16 protein-coding genes are annotated in these 21760 nt (G+C 66.6%); 7 read left to right on the top strand and 9 right to left on the bottom strand.

The features are described from left to right. Positions 1–87 precede the first annotated feature (87 nt). The 3 genes from AC16HO_RS16765 to AC16HO_RS16755 form a co-directional block, all read right to left on the bottom strand. Complete coding sequence (locus tag AC16HO_RS16765; RefSeq protein WP_395641975.1) at positions 88–3261, bottom strand: multidrug efflux RND transporter permease subunit; 3174 nt, start codon at positions 3259–3261, stop codon at positions 88–90. Between the two features lie 280 nt (positions 3262–3541). After that, positions 3542–6799 carry an efflux RND transporter permease subunit gene (locus tag AC16HO_RS16760; RefSeq protein ID WP_395641974.1) on the bottom strand — a complete coding sequence of 1086 codons (3258 nt, stop codon included), beginning with the start codon at positions 6797–6799 and terminating at the stop codon, positions 3542–3544. A 94-nt stretch (positions 6800–6893) separates the two neighbouring features. After that, complete coding sequence (locus tag AC16HO_RS16755) at positions 6894–8255, bottom strand: MdtA/MuxA family multidrug efflux RND transporter periplasmic adaptor subunit (protein WP_395641973.1); 1362 nt, start codon at positions 8253–8255, stop codon at positions 6894–6896. Between the two features lie 259 nt (positions 8256–8514). On the opposite strand from AC16HO_RS16755, the gene AC16HO_RS16750 reads away from it, so the two are divergent. Together AC16HO_RS16750 and AC16HO_RS16745 are read left to right on the top strand one after the other, a co-directional pair. Next, on the top strand, positions 8515–9837 hold the full coding sequence (locus AC16HO_RS16750; protein ID WP_395641972.1) for an ATP-binding protein: 1323 nt from the start codon (positions 8515–8517) through the stop codon (positions 9835–9837). A gap of 31 nt (positions 9838–9868) precedes the next feature. After that, entirely contained in the window at positions 9869–10435 is a 567-nt protein-coding gene (locus tag AC16HO_RS16745; RefSeq protein WP_395641971.1) for a response regulator transcription factor, read from the top strand. A gap of 21 nt (positions 10436–10456) precedes the next feature. Here the strand turns inward: AC16HO_RS16745 and AC16HO_RS16740 are convergent, their stop codons facing one another. Next, complete coding sequence (locus AC16HO_RS16740) at positions 10457–12874, bottom strand: sensor domain-containing phosphodiesterase (RefSeq protein WP_395641970.1); 2418 nt, start codon at positions 12872–12874, stop codon at positions 10457–10459. A 223-nt stretch (positions 12875–13097) separates the two neighbouring features. Then, positions 13098–14093: an isoaspartyl peptidase/L-asparaginase family protein gene (locus AC16HO_RS16735; RefSeq protein ID WP_484335594.1), complete on the bottom strand. Its 996-nt coding sequence runs from the start codon at positions 14091–14093 to the stop codon at positions 13098–13100. A gap of 58 nt (positions 14094–14151) precedes the next feature. On the opposite strand from AC16HO_RS16735, the gene AC16HO_RS16730 reads away from it, so the two are divergent. Beyond that, complete coding sequence (locus AC16HO_RS16730) at positions 14152–14490, top strand: DMT family protein (protein WP_395641968.1); 339 nt, start codon at positions 14152–14154, stop codon at positions 14488–14490. Between the two features lie 348 nt (positions 14491–14838). Here AC16HO_RS16730 and AC16HO_RS16725 read toward each other — a convergent pair whose 3' ends face one another. Then, positions 14839–16026 (bottom strand): UbiH/UbiF/VisC/COQ6 family ubiquinone biosynthesis hydroxylase, encoded by a 1188-nt coding sequence (locus AC16HO_RS16725; protein ID WP_395641967.1) that lies wholly within the window; start codon positions 16024–16026, stop codon positions 14839–14841. Further along, positions 16023–17252, bottom strand: coding sequence for a 2-octaprenyl-6-methoxyphenyl hydroxylase (ubiH, locus tag AC16HO_RS16720; RefSeq protein ID WP_395641966.1), 1230 nt, complete (start codon positions 17250–17252; stop codon positions 16023–16025). Before ubiH ends, AC16HO_RS16725 begins: the two co-directional genes overlap by 4 nt. 92 nt (positions 17253–17344) lie before the next feature. On the opposite strand from ubiH, the gene AC16HO_RS16715 reads away from it, so the two are divergent. The 3 genes from AC16HO_RS16715 to AC16HO_RS16705 are packed head-to-tail and all read left to right on the top strand — an operon-like array spanning position 17345 to position 19488. Further along, positions 17345–17989 carry a DUF6580 family putative transport protein gene (locus AC16HO_RS16715; protein ID WP_395641965.1) on the top strand — a complete coding sequence of 215 codons (645 nt, stop codon included), beginning with the start codon at positions 17345–17347 and terminating at the stop codon, positions 17987–17989. A gap of 12 nt (positions 17990–18001) precedes the next feature. Continuing rightward, positions 18002–18559 (top strand): cob(I)yrinic acid a,c-diamide adenosyltransferase, encoded by a 558-nt coding sequence (locus AC16HO_RS16710; RefSeq protein ID WP_395641964.1) that lies wholly within the window; start codon positions 18002–18004, stop codon positions 18557–18559. A gap of 8 nt (positions 18560–18567) precedes the next feature. Next, positions 18568–19488, top strand: a complete 921-nt coding sequence (locus AC16HO_RS16705; RefSeq protein ID WP_395641963.1) for a histone deacetylase family protein — start codon at positions 18568–18570, stop codon at positions 19486–19488. Between the two features lie 174 nt (positions 19489–19662). Here AC16HO_RS16705 and AC16HO_RS16700 read toward each other — a convergent pair whose 3' ends face one another. After that, on the bottom strand, positions 19663–20571 hold the full coding sequence (locus AC16HO_RS16700) for a cation diffusion facilitator family transporter (RefSeq protein ID WP_395641962.1): 909 nt from the start codon (positions 20569–20571) through the stop codon (positions 19663–19665). A gap of 2 nt (positions 20572–20573) precedes the next feature. After that, a complete protein-coding gene (locus AC16HO_RS16695) occupies positions 20574–20981 on the bottom strand; it encodes an MmcQ/YjbR family DNA-binding protein (protein WP_395641961.1) in 408 nt (135 codons plus the stop codon). Positions 20982–21111: 130 nt separating this feature from the next. Between AC16HO_RS16695 and AC16HO_RS16690 the strand changes: the two genes are divergently transcribed. Continuing rightward, entirely contained in the window at positions 21112–21753 is a 642-nt protein-coding gene (locus AC16HO_RS16690) for a GNAT family N-acetyltransferase (RefSeq protein WP_395641960.1), read from the top strand. The last annotated feature ends 7 nt before the right edge of the window (positions 21754–21760 follow it).

Genomic DNA, 21760 nt, shown 5'->3' with positions numbered 1-21760 from the left:
CACCGGCCCGGCGGCCGTGCAAAGCATTCCACTTGTACTTTTTTTCGCACTTTTTCAGCATGACGTTCTTCAGTTTTCCCACCATTTTCACGGGATGGCCGGCGGAGCCGCTCCGGGCGGCACCGGGTAGCTACGTGCCCACGCCCGCTTCGCCCACAGACGGAAGCGGTCGAGATACAGATACACGACCGGCGTCGTATACAACGTCAGCAACTGGCTCACGAGCAGGCCGCCGAAGATCGAAATACCGAGCGGGCGGCGCATCTCGCTGCCCTCGCCGAAACCGAGCGCAAGCGGCAGCGCGCCGAGCATCGCGGCCAGCGTGGTCATCATGATCGGACGAAAGCGCAGCAGGCAGGCGCGGATAATCGCCTCGCGTGCGACCAGCCCTTCCCCACGTTCGGCCTCGAGCGCGAAGTCGATCATCATGATCGCGTTTTTCTTGACGATGCCAATCAACAGGATCACGCCGATCAGCGCGATCACGCTGAACTCGGTGCCGCAGGCGAGCAGCGCGAGCAGCGCGCCGACGCCGGCGGACGGCAACGTCGAGAGGATCGTCAGCGGATGCACGTAGCTCTCATAGAGCACGCCGAGCACGATGTACACGGCAAGCAGCGCGGCCAGGATCAGGAACGGCTGGTTGTCGAGCGATTTCTGGAACGCATTCGCCGTGCCGGCGAATGCGCCGTGGATCGACACCGGCGCACCCACACGCGCCATCTCGCGATTGATCGCGACGGTCGCATCCGACAGGCTGTAGCCGTCGGCAAGGTTGAACGAAACCGTGGCCGAGACGAACTGGCCCTGATGGTTGACCTCGAGGGGCGCAGAACCCGGACCGTAGGTGGCGAACGACATCAGCGGCACCATTTTGCCGCGCGTGCTGGCGACGTAGATGTCGCGCAGCGTGTCGGGGTTCTGCACGAACTGCTCGGCGACTTCCATCACCACGTGGTACTGGTTCAACGCGTTGTAGATCGTCGACACCTGACGCTGGCCGAACGCGTTGTTGAGCGCGCTGTCGACCGCACTCATCGTCACCCCGAGGCGGGACATCGTCGTGCGGTCGAACTGCAACAGCGTTTCCAGACCGCGGTCCTGCTGGTCGCTGTCGACGTCGGTGAGTTCGGGCGCGAGCTTCAACGCGTCGGCGATCTTCGGGCCCCACTTGCGCAGATCCTGCAGGCTGTCGCTTTGCAGGGTGTACTGGTAGGTCGAATTCGACTGGCGGCCGCCGATGCGGATGTCCTGCGCGGGCGCGAGAAACAGGCTCACGCCGGGAATCGTCGCAAGCTTCGGGCGCAGTCGTCCGATCACCTGCATCGCCGACAGCTTGCGCTCGGCGAGCGGCTTGAGCGAGATGAACATGAAGCCGCCGTTGCTGTCGCTGCCGCCGGTGAACCCGGCCAGCGACTGCACCGCGGGATCGGCCTTGACCATCTCGGTCAGCTCCTTCATTTTCGCCGAGGTCGCCTGGAACGATGAGCTCTGGTCGGCACGGAAACCGCCGACGAGCATGCCGATGTCCTGCTGCGGGAAAAACCCCTTGGGGATGACCATGTACAGGTAGACATTGAGCAGCACGGTCAGCAGCAAGGCCCACATCATCAGCAGCGGGCGCGACAGCGCCCAGCCCAGGCTCGACTCGTAGTGCGCGTGCAGCCATGCGAACGCGCGCTCCGAGCACGTGCCCCAGCGGCGGAAGAAATCGAGGAATTTCGTGCGCGCATCGCCGGCCGGCCGTTCGCGGGCATCGGCGCGATGCGGCGTGCGACTGCGCAAGAGATACGCGCACATCATCGGCGTCGTCGTCAGCGAAACCACGAGCGAAATCAGGATCGCCACCGACAAGGTCACCGAGAACTCGCGGAAATAGCGTCCGACGATGCCACCCATCAACAGGATGGGCACGAACACTGCAATCAGCGACAGGCTCATCGACAGCACGGTGAAGCCGACCTCGCGCGCGCCGGTCAGCACCGCCTGCATGCGCGACATGCCATCCTCGATGTGGCGCGAGATGTTCTCGAGCACGACCACTGCGTCGTCGACGACGAAGCCGGTGGCTATGGTCAGCGCCATCAGTGAAAGATTGTCGAGGCTGAAGCCGGCGAGGTACATCGCCGCGAACGTGCCGATCAGCGAGACCGGAACCGCAATCGCCGGCACCAGCGTCGCGCGCCACGACCGCAGGAACACGAACACGACGAAGACGACCAGGACGATCGCTATGACCAGCGTGCGCTCGACGTCGTGCAGCGAGGCGCGGATCGTGGTCGTGCGTTCGTTGATCGTCGTGATTTCGATGCCAGCCGGGATCGATGCGCCCAGTTGCGGCAACAGCGCCTTCACCCGTTCGACGGTATCGAGGATGTTCGCGTTCGGCTGCTTGAGCACCCAGATCAACACCGCCCGCTCGCCGTTGGCGAGGCCGAGGTTGCGCACGTTCTCGACCGATTCGCTCACCTCGGCGACATCGGACAGACGCACCGCGGCGCCGTCCTTCCAGGCGATGATCAAGCCGCGATATTCCTGCGCCGTGCGCGCCTGGTCGTTGGTGTAGACCTGCCAATGCCGGTCGCCGAGCTCGACCGAACCCTTGGGCCGGTTCGCGTTCGCGTTCGCGAGCGCGTTGCGCACGGTGTCCATCGACACGCCGAGCTTGTTCAACGCGTTGAGATTGAGATCCACGCGCACCGCGGGCAGCGAGCCGCCGCCGACGTTGGCCTGCCCCACACCACCGACCTGCGAAATCTTTTGTGCGACGATGGTCGACGCCGCATCGTAGATCTTGCCGATCGGCAAGGTATCCGAGGTCATCGCCAGCACCATGATCGGCTGGTCGGCGGGATTGACCTTGCGATAGGTCGGATTGCTCGGCATGCCGCTCGGCAACTGTGCGCGCGCCGCGCTGATCGCCGCCTGCACCTCGCGCGCGGCGCCGTCGATGTCGCGCGACAGGTCGAACTGCAACACCACGCGCGTCGAACCAGTCGAACTCGACGAGGTCATCTCGGTCACGCCGGCAATGCGCCCGAGCTGGCGCTCCAGCGGTGTCGCCACCGAAGTCGCCATCGTCTCCGGACTCGCCCCGGGCAGGCTCGCGCTGACCGAAATCGTCGGGATATCGACCTGCGGCAGCGGCGACACCGGCAACAGCGCGAATGCGACGATGCCGGCGAGGGCCACGCCGAACGTCAGCAAGGTCGTGGCGACGGGGCGGCGGATGAAGGGTTCGGAGATGGACGTGAATTTCATCGCTCTTGCCCCCCTTCTTCCGCCGGGAGAAGGTGTCCGAAGGGCGGATGGGGGAAGTACGCCGCGCTTTGCATCACGACTGCGCACGCGCGTGTCGCCATTGAAACAGAAGCTTCCGCTCGCCCTGCGGACGAGCGTCTCACTTTCTCTTGCACAAGCAGGAGAAAGTAACCCGCGCGTCGGGCGCGCGCGGAAAACTGACGGGACGCGGTCGCAAAAGAATCAAAAGCCGGATTCCAGCGTTCGCTGAATTGACGAGCAAGAGCCGACGCGCGCGAGGTCATGCGTGTGCCCCATCACCACGCGCATCGCGCGAGCCATCCGCCACATCGTTCGGCGGCGCCAGCCGCTTGGCCAAGCGTTGCTGCACGCGATCGAACGCGAGATAGATCACCGGTGTCGTGAACAACGTCAACACTTGCGAAACGATCAACCCACCGACGATCGTCACGCCCAAAGGATGGCGCAACTCCGAGCCCACGCCCGTGCCGAGCATCAGCGGCAGCGCGCCGAACAGCGCCGCGAGCGTGGTCATCAGGATCGGGCGGAAGCGCAGCAGGCACGCCTGGTAGATCGCCTCGCGTGGTGTCATGCCCTGTTCGCGTTCGGCGTCGAGCGCGAAGTCGACCATCATGATCGCGTTTTTCTTGACGATGCCGATCAGCAGGATGATGCCGATGATGCCGACGATGCCCAAATCGCTGCGCGCGATCATCAGCGCCAGCAGCGCGCCGATACCGGCCGAAGGCAGCGTCGACAGGATGGTGATCGGGTGGATGAAGCTCTCGTAGAGCACGCCGAGCACGATGTACATGGTGACGATCGCCGCCAGGATCAGCAGCACCGTGTTCGTCAGCGACGACTGGAACGCAGCCGCCGCGCCCTGGAACTTGGTCTCGATGTCGAGCGGCATGCCCAGCTCCTGCTCGACCGCCTTGATCTTCGCTACCGCCGCGCCCAGCGAAGCACCGGCGGCGAGGTTGAACGACACCGTTGCCGCAGGAAACTGGGCGAGGTGGTTGATCACCAGCGGCGCGGCGCGTTCGCTCAGTCGCGTCACCGTCGTGATCGGCACTTGGCCGTTGGTGCTTACGCTCGCCGTCGCCGTGCTGATCGTGCTGCCCGACTGGGTTGCGGTGTTCGTCGTCGAGGTAGCGGCGCCCGAGGTCGACAACGACCCGGCCGAGGTCTGCGAGATGTTGTTCGCGCCAGCAAGGCCCGGAATGTACATCTTGTTCAGCGCCTGCGGCCCGTTCTGGAACTCGGGCTTTACTTCGAGTACGACACGATACTGGTTCGACTCGGTGAAAATCGTCGAGACCAGACGCTGGCCGAACGCATCGTAGAGAATATTGTCGATCGCGGCCGGCGTGATGCCGAGGCGGCCAGCGGTATCGCGGTCGATGTCGAGGTAGGCCTGCAGCCCCTGCGACTGCAGGTCGCTGGCCACATCAACGAGTTCGGGCTGCGCGCGCAGCTTCTCGACCAATCTGGGTACCCAGGTGTTGAGCGCGTTGATGTCGGGTGAGCCCAGCGTGAACTGGTACTGGGTGCGACTGACGCGATCCTCGATCGTCAGGTCCTGCACCGGCTGCAGGTAGAGCGTGATGCCGGGCAGCGTGGCCGCCTCGTCCTGCAGGCGGCGGATCACGGCTTCGGCACCGTCGCGCTGGCCGTGCGGCTTGAGGTTGATGAGCAGGCGGCCGCTGTTGAGCGTCGTGTTCGTGCCGTCGACGCCGATGAACGACGACAGCGAGGCGACCGCAGGGTCCTTCAGGATCAGCGCCGCGAGCTGTTGCTGCCTTTCCGCCATCGCTGCGAACGAAACCGACTGCGGCGCTTCGGAGATGCCCTGGATCACGCCGGTGTCCTGCACCGGAAAGAAGCCCTTCGGCACCACGATGTAGAGGATCACGGTAAGCACGAGCGTGGCGACCGCGACGATCAGCGTCGCGCGCTGGCGATCGAGCACCCAGTTGAGCCAGCGTCCGTAGACCGCGATCGTGCGGTCGATCAGCTCATGCGACTTGCGCGCGAAGCGCGACTCCTCCGCGGGCGTGCGGTGCCTCAGGATCTTCGCGCACAGCATCGGCACCAGGGTCAACGAAACGACCGCGGAGATCAGAATCGTCACCGCGAGCGTGATCGCGAATTCACGGAACAGGCGCCCGACCACGTCGCCCATGAACAGCAGCGGGATCAGTACCGCGATCAGCGAAATCGTCAACGACACGATGGTGAAACCGATCTGGCCCGAACCTTTCATCGCCGCCTCGAACGGCGTGTCGCCTTCCTCGAGATAGCGCGCGATGTTCTCGATCATGACGATGGCGTCATCGACGACGAAGCCGGTCGCGATGGTCAGCGCCATCATCGTCAGGTTGTTGAGGCTGAAGCCGGCGAGGTACATGATCGCGAACGTGCCGACCAGCGACAGCGGCACCGAGAAACTCGGAATGATCGTCGCCGGCAGATTGCGCAGAAACAGGAAGATCACGAGCACGACGAGCACGACCGAAAGCAGCAACTCGAACTGCACGTCCTCGACCGAGGCGCGCACGGTCACGGTGCGGTCGGTGAGCACGGCGACGTCCACCGCGGCCGGCATCGATTGGGTCAGCGTCGGCAGCATCGCCTTGACCCGGTCGACGACCTCGATCACGTTGGCGCCGGGCTGGCGCTGGATGTTCATGATGATCGCCGGCGTCGTGTCCTTCCATGCGGCGAGCTTGTTGTTCTCGGCACCCTCGACGACATCGGCAACGTCGCGCAGGTAGACCGGCGCGCCGTTCTTGTAGGCGATGATGATGTTGCGGTACTCGGCCGCCGACTTGATCTGGTCGTTGCCGTCGATCGTGTACGAGCGCGCCGGCCCGTCGAACGAGCCCTTCGGCCCGTTGACGTTGGCGCCGGTGATCGCGGTGCGCAGGTCCTCCAGACTCATGCCATACGAGGCCAGCGTGGCAGGGTTGGCCCGGATGCGCACCGCCGGGCGCTGGCCGCCGGACAAGGTGACCAGGCCAACGCCGGAGATCTGCGAGATTTTCTGCGCGAGGCGCGTGTCGGCGAGATCCTGCACCTGTGGCAGCGGCAGGGACTTCGACATCAACGCGATCGTCAGCACTGCCGTGTCGGCCGGATTGACCTTGCTGTACACCGGCGGCTGTGGCAGGTCGCTGGGCAGGAAATTGCCCGCCGCGTTGATCGCCGCCTGCACCTGCTGCTCGGCGATGTCGAGCGAAAGGTCGAGGCTGAACTGCAAGGTCACCACCGAGGCGCCCGCCGAACTCGTCGACGACATCTGGTTGAGTCCCGGCATCTGGCCGAGCTGGCGCTCCAGCGGCGCGGTGACCATCGACGTCATCACCTCGGCGCTCGCGCCGGGATACAGGGTCGTGATCTGGATCGTCGGATAGTCGACCTCCGGCAGGGCGGACAGCGGCAGGTATCGGTAGGCGAATACGCCGACAAGCAGGATCGCCGCCATCAACAACGTGGTGGCGACCGGCCGCAGGATGAAGATACGCGAGGGATTCATGCCGCACCCCTGCGGCGATTGCCATCATGCCCCTGCCGCGGCGAACACGGCAGCGCCATCACCAGCCGCGGCATGAGCGACAGCCCTGCATGGCTCATTGCTTCTTCTCTTGCGCCGGCTTCGCGTTCGCCGGCTGCGTCTGCGTCGTGCCGTTGGCGCTCGTGCTGCGGCCATGCGCGGCCGGCGCGGCGGCGTGCGCGGGCGCGCCGGCATCGGTGGCAGCATCGGTTGCCGGTAGCTCGACCACGCTGCCTTCGCGCAGCTTGTCGATGCCGTCGGTGACGACGATCTCGCCGGGTTTGACGCCGTCGCTGATCGCGACGCGCTCGCCTTCGGTCGGCCCGGTCGTGACCAGCCGCTGCGACACCGTCTGGTCGGCAGGGTTGACGACATAGACGAACAGGCCATTGGCCGCGTGCTGCAGAGCCGCGGTCGGGATCACGGTCGCGCCGTGCAAAGTGTCGAGCAGCACGCGCACGTTGACGAACTGGTTGGCGAACAGGCTTTCGTCGTCGTTGGCGAATTCGGCCTTGGCCTTGAGCGTGCCCGTGTTCGCATCGATCGTGTTGTCGAGGCTGACGAGCACGCCATCGGCAAGCTTGTTCTTGATGCCGCGATCCCAGGCGTCGACCGGCAGCTTGTTGCCCGCGCGCATCCGCTTGAGCACGGCCGGCAGGCTGTCCTCGGGAATCGTGAACAGCACGTTGACCGGCTTCAACTTCGTGATCGTCACGATCGCCGTGCCGGTGGCGACGTTGTTGCCCGGATCGACCGCGCGCAGGCCGACGCGGCCGCTGATCGGCGCGGTGATCTTGGTGTAGACCAGATTGACCTTGGCCGCCGCGACGGCACCCTGGTCGGCACTCAAAGTGCCTTCGTACTGATGCACGAGCGCTTTCTGCGAATCGAGTTGCTGGCGCGCAATCGAATCCTGTTCGAACAAGGTCTGGTAGCGAACAAGGTCGGTCTTCGCGTTCGCCAGCGTCGCCTGGTCGCGTGCGAGCGCGCCCTGCGCCTGCTCGAGCGCGGCCTGGTAGGGGCGCGGATCGATCTCCGCAAGCAAGTCGCCCTGCTCGATCATCTGCCCCTCCTCGAACTTGACGCTGAGCAGTTGTCCTGCGACCTGCGCGCCGACGGTGACGTTGCGCAGTGGTGTGACCGTACCCAGCCCGTTCAACGTGATCTTGATGTCGCCGACCACCGCGGTCGCCGTGCCGACCGGCATCGGCGGCGCCTGGAACATGCCCGCCATGCCGGCGCGCGCGCCCGCCGCGGAACTGCGCGAGCCGCCACCGGGCGGGCGCCCGCGCATCTGCATGAACTGGGCCATCTGCGCATACTGCGTGCGCTTCGCAAGCCAGTAGCCGGCCAGGGCGATGGCCACGACGATGCCGAGGACGATGACATAGGGCAACCACTTGCGTCGCGGACGGTTGTGCATGGAGGTAGGGTTCATTCCGGTTTTGATCGAATCGGGCAACGGCAGTCGGACCACCGAACGGCCGCCAAGTTACCGCGTGACAGGCGAATGCGCTATTACGGTCTGCAATGGCCTGCCATTTGTAAGCGGATGTAAGTGCGGAACGGCATCAGAACACGCAAATACGCAGCAAGTTTGAAGCCGGCGGAATTTTTCGTAACGCTCGTCCCGCCAGCGCCGTTCGGCAGCGGCGGCGAACTGCGGCAGAATAGGGCTTTTGCGCCACGATTCCGCCATGCCCGTTCCTGTGTCCAGCCGCCTGCACGCCCGCTACAGCCCGCGCGCCCTCGCGGCGACCCTCGCCTGGCTGCGTGTGTGCGCCGTGGTCGGCCAGCTCGCCACGGTGCTCGGCGTCGCGCATCTGCTTGAGCTGCCGATCGCCGAAGGCGCGCTGCTCGCAGGCATCACCGCGCTCGCCGCGTTCGACGCCGCCGTCTGGTGGCGTCTGCGCCAGCGGTGGCCGGTCGGCGAAACCGAGGTCGTCGCTCACCTCGCCGTCGACACGGGTGTACTTTGCTATCTTTTATACCTGACCGGCGGCGCGACCAATCCGTTCGTCTCGCTCTACATCGTGCCGATCGCACTTGCCGCGATGGCGTTGTCGCCGCGCCATCTCGCCGCGAGCGTGGGGATCGCCTGCCTCGCCTATTTCATCGTGCTGATCCGGCACGAGCCGCTACCCGACATTGCCAGCCACGCCGCGCACGGTGGGCAAGTTTTCGCGGCGCGCGACTTCAACCTGCACGTGCTCGGCATGGCCGTGAACTTCGCAATCAGCGCGGTCCTGCTCGGCTTCTTCATCTGGCGCCTCGCCCGCGACCTGCGCCGGCGCGAGACGCTGGCCCAGCGCGAGCGTGAACGGGCGCTGCGCGATGAAGGCATCCTCGCGATCGCGACCCAGGCCGCCGGCGCCGCGCATGAGCTGAACACGCCGTTGTCGACGATCCGCACGCTGGTCGGCGAACTGCGCCGCGAGCACCCGGCCGACACGCCGCTGGGCGAAGACCTGGCCCTGCTCGCCGGCCAGGCCGATCGCTGCCGCGACATCCTGCGCGAACTCGTGCAGGTCGGCAGCGCACAGCTGACCGAACAGGCGCAGGTGCAAACCCTGCCCGCGTTCATCGCCGATTGCGCCGAACGCTTTCGCCTGCTGCGCCCGGCGGTCAATCTCGACATCACGCTTGCCGATGAGGCGCACCTCGCACCGCTGCGCATCGTGTCGGCATTGCGCCACGCGATCCTCAACCTGCTCAACAATGCCGCCGACGCCTCGGAACTGAGTGCGAGTGCAAAAGTGGAATTCGCGGCAAATTGCACCGCCACGGACGTCGTCATCGAAGTGCGCGACCATGGCCCCGGCCTGCCGCAGGCGGTGCGCGAGGCCGCCGGCATGCGCTTCGTTTCAGCCAAACGCGACGGCCTCGGCCTTGGCCTTGCGCTGACCAATGCGACGATCGAACGCTTCCACGGCAGCCTGCGCGCCGATGCCGCGATGGGCGGCGGCACGCTGACACGGCTGACCCTGCCGCTGTCGGCGCTGCGCGCCCAAGCGCAGTAAAATCGCGCAATTTCCCGCCTGCGATGCCGCCATGACGTCCGCTCCGTCCGAACCCAAACGCGTACTGCTGATCGACGACGACGAAGTCTTCACGCGCGTACTCGCGCGCGCGCTGGCGGCACGCGGTTTCGCTGTCGCCATCGCGCACGACGCCGCGCAGGCGCGTGCCCGGGTGCGCGCCGAACCGCCGCAGTTCGCCGTGCTCGACCTCAAGCTCGGCGCCGACAACGGTCTCGCCCTGATTCCCGAGCTCAAGGCGCTGCGTCCCGATCTGCGCATCCTGCTGCTCACCGGCTATGCCTCGATCGCGACCGCGGTCGAGGCAATCAAGCGCGGCGCGGACGACTACCTGGCCAAGCCGGTCGACGCCGACGCGATCGTCCACGCCCTGCTCGAAACCCAGCATGCCGGCGCCGCAAGCGACGAAGTCGCGTTGCCGCATGCGCCACCACCGTTGAAACGGCTGGAGTGGGAGCACATCCAGCGCGTGCTCACCGAATGCGAGGGCAACATCTCCGAGACCGCGCGCCGTCTCGGCCTGCATCGGCGCACGCTGCAGCGCAAGCTGGCCAAACGCCCGGTACGCGAAGCCGATTGACGTGATGCCGCGGCGCGGCGCTCACGCGCGCGCGCGTTGCGCCTTCGTCTGGCGCACGAGCAGCTCGCGCATTGCCTGCGCGTCGAGCGTATTCGAGTAAAAACGCCCCTGGACGAGACGACAGCCGAGCACCTCGAGCACACGCACCGTGCCCTGGTCCTCGACCGCCTCAGCGACGAGGTCGATGTCCAGCGTATTCCCGAGCGCGAGGATGCTGGCGACGATGCGGCGCGCCTTTTCGTTCTGGGTGAGGTCGGAGACGAAGACACGGTCGAGCTTGATGCGGTCGACCGGCAGCTGGCGCAGGTAGGCGATCGACGAATAGCCGGTACCGAAATCGTCGAGCGCGATGCGCACACCCGCCGCGCGCAGCGCGTCGAGCTGGGACAGCACGTTGCCGTCAGCGCGGATCAGCACGCCTTCGGTGATTTCCACGCACAGGTTGCGCCCGGGAATGCGATGGCGCGCGAGCTCGCGCAGCACCTGTCCGGCCCAGTCCGGGTCGTGGATGTCGGTGGCGGAAAAATTGACCGAGATCGTGAACGCGGGCAGGCGCGCGAGCGGCCAGTCCGCTGCCGCGCGCAATGATGCGACGAGCATCTCGTGGTCGAGCTGACCGATGAGGTTGTGCCGTTCGGCCCAGTCGATGACGTCGCTCGGGGCCACGCTCTCGGGCGCCCCCCGCCAGCGCAGCAGGGCTTCGACGCCGCGGATCTCGCCGCTGCGGATGTCGACGATCGGCTCGAAGTGTGGTTCGAAGGCACGCGCGTTCCATCCGGCCTCGATCGCCGCGTCGGCGCTGTTCGCGGCGAAGGCGCGCCGGGAGGCTTCGCGGCGGTGATCCTCGACATAGCCGGTGTAGTAGCGCTCGAGCTGGAAGATCTGCCGGTCGCTGCCCGCGACCGTCGCCAGAAACAGGCCGACCAGCACGCACAGCACCTGCGGCAGGGTCTGTCCGAACCACCACAGCGGCGCACTCAGGTACGGCACACCGGCCTTCGACGTGGTCACGCCGAGATCCAAGCTGTCGGCACCGGCATCGAGCTCGAACCGTTGCGCGAGCCGCGGGTCGGCGCCGCTCAGGGTGCCCGGCCGTGGCTCGATCTGCGCGAGCGTTCCACCGTCGGCGCCGCTCAACACCAAGCCATGGCCGCGGGCAAGCAGTTGCCGCCCCGACTGCGACTCGCCGAGCAGCACTTTGACATCGAGCGCGGCGACGACGACGCCGCGCGGGTTCGCCGTAGCAAGATACAGCCATATGCCCGGCGCCGGCCCGCCGGCCTGCATCGCGAGCGGGCGCGAAGACGCGGTCAACCCGTCACGCTGGGCGGCAAACAGGGCATTGCGCCGGCCTGGTTCGGACGCCAGGTCGAAACCGAGCAGAACCCGGCGCGCGGCCGGCGCGGCGCGCAGCAGCGGCCAATATTCCTCGCGCCGCCGCGCCGTGACGAGCCTGCCGTCGGTATCGAACTCGCTCAGCGACACGGTGCGGCCCTGCTGCGCGGCGAGGGCGACTTCGGCCGCGGCACGCTCGCCATCGGCAACGCGCCCGGCCCAGTCGAGGCCGAGCAGCAACGGAGTGTGGTCGAGCAATTCGTCGGCGAACTCGGCGAAGCGATCCGGCGCGACCTCGCCGCTCACGCGGTAATAGGCGCGCAACGCGCCGAGCTTCTGCCCGGCCAGATCGAGGCCGGCCTGGACCTCTGCCCGGAACGCGGCACCGAGTTCGCCGAAACGTTGCTGCTCGCGCGTCACCTGCTGCGCCCCGGCATAAGCGGCCAGCACCCAGGCCGGAAGCGCGACCAGCGCCAGCGCAATCCATGGATTGCGCAACCGGTTCTGGGCGAGTTTCGGCAGGCCCGTGCGCAGTTCGCGGATCGCTATCACCGGCACCGTCATGCATATCGCAAGCGTGGTCGACACCCACATCACGCTGGCGAAGGCGACGTTCTCGGGCCGCAGCGGCAGCGTGATCCAGCCGAGCGCGAGCGCGAGCATCACGGTCTTCAGCAGGCACGCCACCGGGCCGGCGAGCAGCAGCATCGACAACCATCCGGAAGCAGACAACGCGCCGTCGCGCAACGCCGGCATGTACCGGTGCAGGACCTGCGCCGAAAGCCAGGCCTGGATTGCGCTGGCGAAGGCGATGACGATCAGCGGAACATCGGCAAAGTCGTGCGCACCTTGCGCGCCGAGCAGGCTGAACCGCTGCCAGTCGATGCTGATGTTGTAGGCCAGCGAACCGAACAGGACGCCGGCGAGCGCGGGCCATTTCCAGTAGTAGACGCATAGCAGGGCGACGCCGCCGACCGGCCAGAGCAGACTGTACGGGTTGGCCGCCGTGACAAGCGCGCTGATGGCGTGCGCCGCGACGATCATCGCCAACGCGGTCGCCGAAGCCTTCGCCGCAACCGACCACTTGCCGGTAAACAGAGTCACCCGACCGCCCCCGATCGATGAACCGCCACCGCAGCCTCGCTGCGCCCCATCCTGCCCGCGGATACGTCGTCCTCGACGTCCGTCCCGACCATGTCGCTCGTAGCGTCAATACTGGCGGCATCCTCTGGCGCCCGCACCGTTCGCGGCCTGTCCGCATTGTGTTCCACCCGGCGGGTTTCGCCAAGCGGTCGGAAAAAAAATTTTTGTCCGCCGGCAGCGCGGTTTATTCGCCGGCGTAGATCGCCACGTGGGTCTTGCCGTCGCGATCGACCCAGCCGCGGAACATGCCGTCCGTGTTGAACGGCATCGCGATGTTGCCGTCCTTGTCGAGCGCGATCACGCCGCCATCGCCGCCGAGCTTGGGGATCACGCCGAGCACGACTTCGTCGGCCGCCTTCTTCAGCGCATCGCCGCGGAATTCGACGCGCGCACAGATGTCGCGCGCCGCCGTGGCGCGGATGTAGAACTCACCCCAGCCGGTCGCCGACACGGCGCAGCGCGCGTCGGCGTAAGTGCCGGCGCCGATGATCGGCGAATCGCCGACGCGGCCGAAGCGCTTGTTGGTCATGCCGCCGGTCGAGGTGCCCGCGGCCAGATTGCCTTTGGAATCGAGCGCAACCGCACCGACCGTGCCGTGGTGCGGCGTCTTGCCCGGCTCGACGGTCTTTGCTTTCTCTTCTGCGATCGCTTCCTGCAGCGCCTTCCAGCGCGCTTCGGTGTAGAAGTACTTCGGATCGACCAACTGCATGCCTATCGATTGGGCGAACTTCTCCGCGCCGTCGTCGATCAGCATGACATGCTCGGATTTTTCCATGACCGCGCGCGCCAGCTCGATCGGGTTCTTGATCCGGTGCACGTTGGCCACCGCACCGGCGCGCAACGTCGCGCCGTCCATGATCGAGGCGTCGAGTTCGTTCTTGCCGTCGTGGTTGAACACGGCGCCCTTGCCGGCGTTGAAATTCGGATCGTCCTCGAGCACGACGATCGCATGCGTCACCGCGTCCAGGCTGCTGCCGCCGGACTTGAGCGTGCTGTATCCCGCCTGCAGCGCCCTTTCCAGCGCCGCGCGCACGGCCTTTTCCTTTTCCGGAGTCATCTCCTTGCGCACGACGCCGGCACCGCCGTGGATGACGAGAACGGGAGTGGCGGCATGGGTCATCGAAACAACTCCGAGGCTGAGCAACAGGGCGGGTAAAAGGCGGCGGGACGGATGCGACATGCTGTACTCCAACGTGGGCTTGAAGTATACGGGGACGAATTGGAACGGGAATCCTGAAATGTACAACTATCTGTTGCCGATTGTCCTGCTGCTCGCCTCGAACGTGTTCATGACGTTCGCCTGGTACGGGCACCTGAAATTCACCGACCGGCCGCTGTGGATCGTCATCCTCGTCAGCTGGGCCATCGCCTTTTTCGAATACTGCCTGCAGGTGCCGGGCAACCGCATCGGCTATCGCGTCTACAACCCGGCGCAACTGAAGACGATCCAGGAGATCATCACCCTCGCCGTCTTCGTCGCCTTCTCCACGTTCTACCTCGGCGCCGAGATCAAGTGGAACCACCTCGTCGGCTTCGCCCTGATCGTGGCCGCGGCGTTCTTCATTTTTCTCGACTAGATGCCACCACTCTTTCAGACGAATGAACCTGACCCGCTGTCCGGACCCGCTTTCCCGAGCCGATCACTATTCCGTCCCGAAATGGCCGATTGAACGTATGGCTTCGCGGCGGCAGACTCGCTCCCAGCCCGAGCACACGATGCTCACCCCAAGGCCATGGCGCATGCTCCGCGCACAATCAATTCGGCGGCCATGACAAGATATTGTGTGCAAAGCGCGCGCTACGAGCCATCTCATGACTACACGAACCGCTTCCTGCTCTTGCGGCCAACCACGCATCGAAGCCTGGGGTGAGTAGTAGCCCGGAAGAAGCGCAGCGAAATCCAGGGCCGTGCCGCGCACGCCGGCTCAGCCCGCCGCACGCCGCGCGAAGAAGCGTCTGAGTGGAGCGATGCGCCCGACCAGGGCAAGGCCCGCGCCACGCATCGCGGCAACCACGGCGACATCGCTGCCGAAGCCGCTCTGGATCGCGTCGAAGGCGTGCGCGGAGATCGCGTTGTCGCTGCGCCGGCGGCGCTCGTAGCGGCGCAATGTCGCCTCCGATGCGATATCGGCTTTGCGTATCCGCGCATCGTCCAGCACGCCCGCAAGTTCGGCCGCATCGCGGAAACCGAGATTGACGCCCTGCCCCGCGAGCGGATGCACGACATGCGCAGCGTCGCCGACCAGGGCGAAGCGCGGCGCGACATAGCGTTCGGCGAGACGCATCCTGAGCGCAAAGGCCGCGCGCGCCGTCGTCGCGGTGATCGCGCCGAGGCGGAAGTCGAACGCCGCGCCGAGCTCGGCGCGGAAGGTTGCGTCGTCGAGCGCGAGCAGGCGCGCGGCTTCCTCGTCCGCCACCGACCAGACGATCGAGCTGCGCCCGTCGGTCAGCGGCAGGAACGCAAGCGTCGCGCCGGGCAGGAAACGCTGCCATGCGGTCGCTTCGTGTGGGCGCTCGTGCGCGACGTGGGCGACGATGCCGCGCTGGGCGTAGTCGCGGTCGCGCGTTTCGATGCCGAGCAGGTTGCGCAGAACCGAATCGGCGCCGTCGGCCGCGACGACGAGGTGCGCGCGCAGATGCGTGCCGTCATCGAGCGCGAGCGAGCGCGTGTCACCGTGCGCGTCGAGCTCGCTCGCCACCACGCGCGCCGGACAACGCAGCATGATGCCGTCGTGGCGCTCGATCGCCTGCCACAGCAGCGACTGGATCAATTTGTTCTCGACGATGTAGCCGAGCGCGGAGGCGCCTTCGTCGGCCGCATCGAAGGCGAGCGCGCCGGGCGCGAGCGCGTCCCAGACGCGCATGCGCCGATAGGCGCTCGCACGCGCCGAGGCGATGGCCGTCCACACGTCCAGACGCTGCAGCAGCGCGATCGACGAAGCGGCGAGCGCGACCACGCGCAGATCGACTTCGTCCTCGGCACGCCATGGCGCGGGCGCGCGCGATTCGACCAAGGCAACCTCGAAACCGCGCTGCGCGAGGTCGAGCGCGAGCGCCGCGCCGACCATGCCGGCGCCGACGATAGCGACGTCAGCAATCTGGCGTCTGCTCATACGCCGCCCCGCAGCGCCAAAGCCGGCGCATGCCCGCGAAAGCCCATGCCGCGCGCGACCACGGCCTGTTTCAACGGCGCGATACGATCGATCGCGATCAGGCCGAGCGAACGCAACGCCTTCAGCGGCAGCGCCTCGCTGGCGGTCCAGCGCGCAAGGGAATCGCTGGCCGCCGCGGTGCCTTCGCGATCCTCGCGGCGCAGTTCGACGTAGCGCCGCAGCAGCGCGGCGTCGCCGGCATCGCCGCCGGCGCGCGCCTGCGCGACCAGAAGTTCGGCCAGGGTCAGTGCATCGCGCAGGCCGAGGTTGAATCCCTGCGCGCCGATCGGGTGGATCGTCTGCGCCGCATTGCCGACCAGCACCGCACGCGGCCCGATCACGCGCTGCGCAAACATGCGTGCGAGCGGATGCGAAACCCGCTTGCCGAGGCGTGAGAATTTGCCGAGCCGGTAGCCGAAGCGTTCATGCAGCTCGGCGAGGAAGCCGGCATCGTCGAGCGCGGCCACGCGCGCCGCATCCGCAGTCGGTACCGTCATGACGACTCCTGCGCGCCGGTCCGCGAGCGGCAGCACCGCCACCGGGCCGGTCGCGGTGAAGCGCTCCCAGGCGCGGCCGTCCATTGCGCGCTCCGGCTGCACGGTCGCGACGAAAGCGGTCTGCGTATAGTCGAAGCGGTCCGCGCCGATGCCGAGCGCATCACGCACGAACGAGCCGGTGCCGTCGGCGCCGACGAGCAGGCGCGTGCGCAGGCGTTGTTCGCCTTCGCCGGCCGCTAGCGTGGCGAGGATGCCGTCGTCGTCGGATTCGATCGCGCTCAACCTCGCCGGCGCGTGGCGCACGAGATTCACGCAGCGCTCCAGCCGCATCAGCAAGCCGTTGCCGAGTTCGCACGCGGGGCAGGTCGCGCCGAAGGCATCGAGGCCGTGTTCGGCCGCGGCCAGGCGTATCGCGCCGAACTCACCGCGGCGGCTGACGTGCACGCTCCGGATCGGCGTCGCCTTCGCCTCGACCAACGGCCACACGCCGAGCGCGCTCAGCGCGTTGACGCTCGCGCGCGCGAGCGCGAGGCAGCGCTCGTCGGGATTCGCCAGCGGATTGATCTGCGACGCCACGGCCTCGACCTGGGCGACGCGCAGGCCGCTGCCGTCGAGCGCGATCGCGAGGCTGGAACCGACCAGGCCACCGCCGACGATCAATACGTCGCAGTCGTTGGTTTCGGCGCTCATTGGCGGGATTCGTCATTCATGGCGCCAATGATATGATACGAACCGCATTTCGGCCCGGTTTTCCGCGCCGACGTTTGGACACGGAGACCACCATGCAGCCCGACACCCCCTCTTCCACCGTTTCGCCGCGCAGCCTGGTGCTGATCGCGATGATCGCCTGCGCGATCGGCGCGCGCCTGATCAATTGGTACGTGCCCGGCGTGCTGCCGCAGAATTTCACGCCGGTCGAAGCGACCGCGCTGTTCGGCGGCGCCTATTTTGCCGACCGCCGGCTTGCTTTCATCGTGCCGCTGGCCGCGATGCTGCTCGCCGATTTGCTGATTTCGTTGTCGCTGTCGCTGCAATTGGTCAGTGACTGGCTGCACACGCTGCCGGCGGTCTATCTGTGCATCGCGTTGACCGTGTTCGGCGGTTTCGGTCTGCACAACAAGGTCAGTCCACTGCGCGTCGGCGCATACGGCTTTGCCAGCGCGGTGCTGTTTTTCATCGTCACCAATTTCGCGGCCTGGCTTGCGGCGCATCCCGAGTTGCTTTTCAACGACCAGTTCGCGGCGGTGCGAGCAAGCTATCCGAGTGCGGAAGACGCGTGCGTCAAGGGACTCGCCGCCTGCTACATAGCAGGCATCCCGTTTTTCAAGGGCACGCTGTACGGCACGCTGTTCTGGAGCGCCGCACTGTTCGGCGGCTTCGAGCTGATGCGCCGCCGCTGGCCGAGCCTGCAGCCGGCGCACGCGTGATGCGGGTGCGGTGTGGGTAACCGCCTCTCCAAAATCTATACGCGCACCGGCGACGACGGCACCACCGGCCTCGGCGACGGCACACGCGTGGCCAAGGACAGCGCACGCGTCGCCAGCTACGGCACGGTTGACGAGTTGAACAGCGTGGTCGGCGTCGTGCTTGCGCAGGACATTCCCGATGCGGTACGCGAGACGCTGATCCAGGTGCAGCACGACCTGTTCGATCTCGGCGGCGAGCTGTGCATCCCCGGCATGGCGATGATTCACGCGGCCGACATCGACCGGCTCGAAACCACGCTCGACGGCTTCAACACCGACCTGCCACCGCTGAAGGATTTCATCCTGCCCGGCGGCGGCGCGGCCGCGGCGTACTGCCATGTCGCGCGCACGGTGTGCCGGCGTGCGGAACGCGAGGTCGTCGCGCTCGCGCGCAGCGAAGCGGTGCGCGCGGAGGCGATCCGCTATCTCAATCGCCTCTCCGACCTGCTGTTCGTGATCGCGCGCGTGCTCGCGCGTGCCTCGGGCCACGGCGAGGTTTTGTGGCAGCATGAGCGCAGGAAGCGAACCTGACGCCTCTCATGCATCCGCTGCTCTACACCCATCCTGCATGCCTGCGCCACTCGGCCGGGCCCGGTCATCCCGAATCGCCGGCGCGCCTGCAGGCCGTGCTCGAAGCGCTCGACCACGACCGCTTCGCGATGCTCGACCGCATCGAGGCGCCACGCGCGACCCGCGCACAGCTCGAGCTCGTGCACGATGCCGGCCTCGTCGCGCTCGTGCACGCCACGGCGCCGGACGAAGGCTATGCGCAACTCGATGCCGACACCGCGATGTCGCCCGATTCGCTCGAAGCCGCACTGCGCGCCGCCGGCGCCGTCTGCGCCGCGGTCGATGCCCTGCTCGACGGCAGCGCGACACGCGCGTTCTGCGCGGTGCGCCCCCCGGGCCATCATGCCACGCACGAGACGCCGATGGGGTTCTGCCTGTTCAACAACGTCGCGGTCGGCGCCGCGCACGCGCTCAGCAAGGGGCTCGAACGCATCGCCATCGTCGACTTCGACGTGCACCACGGTAACGGCACCCAGGACATTTTCTGGGACAATGCGGGCGTGCTCTATGCCTCCACGCATCAGGCGCCGCTGTACCCCGGCACCGGCGCGGAAAACGAGCGCGGTGTCGGCAACATCGTCAATGCGCCATTGCCGGCCGCATCGAACTCATTCATGTTCCGCGAGGCCTGTCGCGACATCGTCCTGCCCGCAGTCGAGCGCTTCCGTCCGCAACTGGTGATGATTTCAGCGGGCTTCGACGCGCACTATCTCGATCCACTCGCCAACCTCAACCTCGGTGCGCCCGACTTCGACTGGATCACGCGCGAGCTGGTCGACATCGCGCGCAAGCATGCGCGCGGACGCGTCATCTCCAGCCTCGAAGGCGGCTACAGCCTCACCGCGTTGCGCCAGTCGACGGCGGCGCACGTCGCCGCGCTGATCGAGTGATGCTGCATTCCATTTTTTGAGCCATCGTTAACGCGGATCAGAGCGGACCAAGAAAGACAAGAGCGGAAACAACTGTTCGGTCAATCCGCTTTTATCCGCTATATATCCGCTCGTATCTGCGTTAAGACTTTCCGGCGGAGGGCAGCGCGATGCGTCGACGACCGCCCGATTGCTTCAATCCGCCACGTCCGGCTCGAAGAAACTCCAGCGGATCTCGGGAAAACGCTGCTTCATCGCGGCCTCGACCGCGTTGATCGCCTCGATCACGCCGCGGTCGGACCGGTTGCCGCGCATCTCCACCTTCACCGCGACCATGATCTCGCTGCCAAGCTGCAGCGTGATGAGGTTGAATACGCGCGCGATTTCGGGGCGGCCGTCGAGGAACGCGCGGATCGCCGCGTTCACTTCGGCGTCAGCGCTCTGCCCGACCAGCAGCGCCTTGACTTCGATCGCGACGAACACGGCGACGACGACGAGCAGCACGCCGATCGCGAGCGTGCCGATCGCATCGAAGATCGGGTTGCCGGTAAGCACCGTGAGCAGCACCGCGAGCAGGGCGAAGACAAGGCCGAGCAGCGCGGCGAGGTCCTCGCCGAAGATCACGATCAACTCGCTCTGCCGGCTTTCGCGGAACCAGTGCCAAAGCGAGTGTGAGCCGCGCACCTTGTTCACTTCGATCATGCAGCCACGCATCGAAAAACTTTCGGCGACGATGCCGAAGGCGAGTACGCCGACCGCCAGCCACGGCCACTTCACCGGCTCGGGCTCGTGCAGCTTGTGCAGGCCTTCGTAGATCGAGAATGCACCGCCGACGCTGAACAGCAACAGGGCGACGAGGAATGACCAGAAATAGATTTCCTTGCCGTGACCGAGCGGATAGTCCGGCGACGGTGGCGCCTTGGCCTGCTTGAGGCCGAGCAGCAGCAGCAACTGGTTGCCGCAGTCGGCGAGCGAGTGCACGGCTTCCGCGGTCATCGCACCGGAGCCGGTGATGACGGCGGCGGCGGCCTTGGACAGAAAAATCGCGAAGTTCGCGCCGAGCGCGTAAAAGATCGTTTTCAGCGAATCGGCCTTGCCCGACATTGTTATACTTTTTCCTTTGTGGATTTCTTCGCGATTCCGGCACCCGCTCCCGCGGCCGCAGGCTGGTCCAGCGCCGCCTGTTGACGCTTGCTCAGACCTGCGCGCACGAGCGCATAGGAACGCTGCACGAATTCGCCGATCTTCGCGCGCGCGAACCGCTCGGGCTCGGCGATCGATACCCAGAACGCGCGCGCCATGTACGCGGCCGGCACGATGCCGGGCTGGTCGGTCAGCTCGAGGAAGCGCTCGGCATCGACCTTGAACGAGATGCGCCCGCGGTGCGGACCATGCAGGCAGTACACGGCGAACATCTTGCCGCAGACGGTGAAAACCAGGTCGTCGTCCCATTTCACCGCGCTGGCGACGCCGGGCCAGCCCCGGCTCAGCGCTTTCAGTTCCGTTTCGTTCATGATGCGATCACCGAAAAACGCACAACGCCGAGGGTTTGCAGCCGCCGCATGAACGACGGGTCATATTGCTGAACGATTGCGGCGGCATTTAGGTGGGCTGCTCCAAATCGAACGCCCAAGATGCGATGCCATGAACACTGTAGCAAATCCGCGCAGGCTCGCCGAGCGCTGGGCGCTGCCGCGCCAGGCGCGCGGCATGCGTCCGCCGCCGCGCCGCAGCGAACGGCGCACACCGCGGCGCGACGCCGACGGTGGCGAGCGGCTGACCGCCCGCGACGGCACGCCATTGGTGCTGCGCCAGATTCGCGCCGATGATGTCGAGGCGCTCCAGCGCTTCTTCCATCGCCTGACTCCCGAGGAAGTGCGCCTGCGTTTCCTGCACCCGCTCAACGAGCTGCCCGACGCGTTCGCGCACCAGCTCTGCGAGCTCGATCCCGCGCTCGCTTTCGCCTGGGTGCTGGCGGCGCCGGACGATCCGGTACGCCCCGACCTGCCGATCGAAATCCATGCGGTCGCGCGTGCGCACTTCGATCCCGTGCTGGCCCACGCCGAGTACGCAATCGTCGTCGAAGGCCGCTTCGCGCGCCAAGGCTTCGGCAGCCTGCTCATGCAGCGCACGATCGCCTCGGCGCGCCGCCTCGGCGCAGTTGAACTGTGGAGCGATGTGCTGCTGGAAAACAGCGCGATGCTCGACCTGTGCACGCGACTCGGTTTCCACCGCGGCATGTCGCTCAACAACCCGGGCGTCGTGCGCGTCAGCCTCGCGCTGTAGCGCACGA

This window comes from Rudaea sp., from assembly GCF_057139185.1.
This window is presented reverse-complemented; position numbering and strand designations above follow the sequence as displayed.

Bases quoted from the DNA above. Each gene is read 5' to 3' on its own strand.
- ubiH (WP_395641966.1), bottom strand. From the start codon at position 17,252: ATGAGCGCCGAAACCAACGACTGCGACGTATTGATCGTCGGCGGTGGC.
- AC16HO_RS16715 (WP_395641965.1), top strand. From the start codon at position 17,345: ATGCAGCCCGACACCCCCTCTTCCACCGTTTCGCCGCGCAGCCTGGTG.
- AC16HO_RS16745 (WP_395641971.1), top strand. From the start codon at position 9,869: ATGACGTCCGCTCCGTCCGAACCCAAACGCGTACTGCTGATCGACGAC.
- AC16HO_RS16690 (WP_395641960.1), top strand. From the start codon at position 21,112: ATGAACACTGTAGCAAATCCGCGCAGGCTCGCCGAGCGCTGGGCGCTG.
- AC16HO_RS16760 (WP_395641974.1), bottom strand. From the start codon at position 6,799: ATGAATCCCTCGCGTATCTTCATCCTGCGGCCGGTCGCCACCACGTTG.
- AC16HO_RS16700 (WP_395641962.1), bottom strand. From the start codon at position 20,571: ATGTCGGGCAAGGCCGATTCGCTGAAAACGATCTTTTACGCGCTCGGC.
- AC16HO_RS16695 (WP_395641961.1), bottom strand. From the start codon at position 20,981: ATGAACGAAACGGAACTGAAAGCGCTGAGCCGGGGCTGGCCCGGCGTC.
- AC16HO_RS16750 (WP_395641972.1), top strand. From the start codon at position 8,515: ATGCCCGTTCCTGTGTCCAGCCGCCTGCACGCCCGCTACAGCCCGCGC.
- AC16HO_RS16730 (WP_395641968.1), top strand. From the start codon at position 14,152: ATGTACAACTATCTGTTGCCGATTGTCCTGCTGCTCGCCTCGAACGTG.
- AC16HO_RS16705 (WP_395641963.1), top strand. From the start codon at position 18,568: ATGCATCCGCTGCTCTACACCCATCCTGCATGCCTGCGCCACTCGGCC.
- AC16HO_RS16755 (WP_395641973.1), bottom strand. From the start codon at position 8,255: ATGAACCCTACCTCCATGCACAACCGTCCGCGACGCAAGTGGTTGCCC.
- AC16HO_RS16735 (WP_484335594.1), bottom strand. From the start codon at position 14,093: ATGTCGCATCCGTCCCGCCGCCTTTTACCCGCCCTGTTGCTCAGCCTC.
- AC16HO_RS16725 (WP_395641967.1), bottom strand. From the start codon at position 16,026: ATGAGCAGACGCCAGATTGCTGACGTCGCTATCGTCGGCGCCGGCATG.
- AC16HO_RS16765 (WP_395641975.1), bottom strand. From the start codon at position 3,261: ATGAAATTCACGTCCATCTCCGAACCCTTCATCCGCCGCCCCGTCGCC.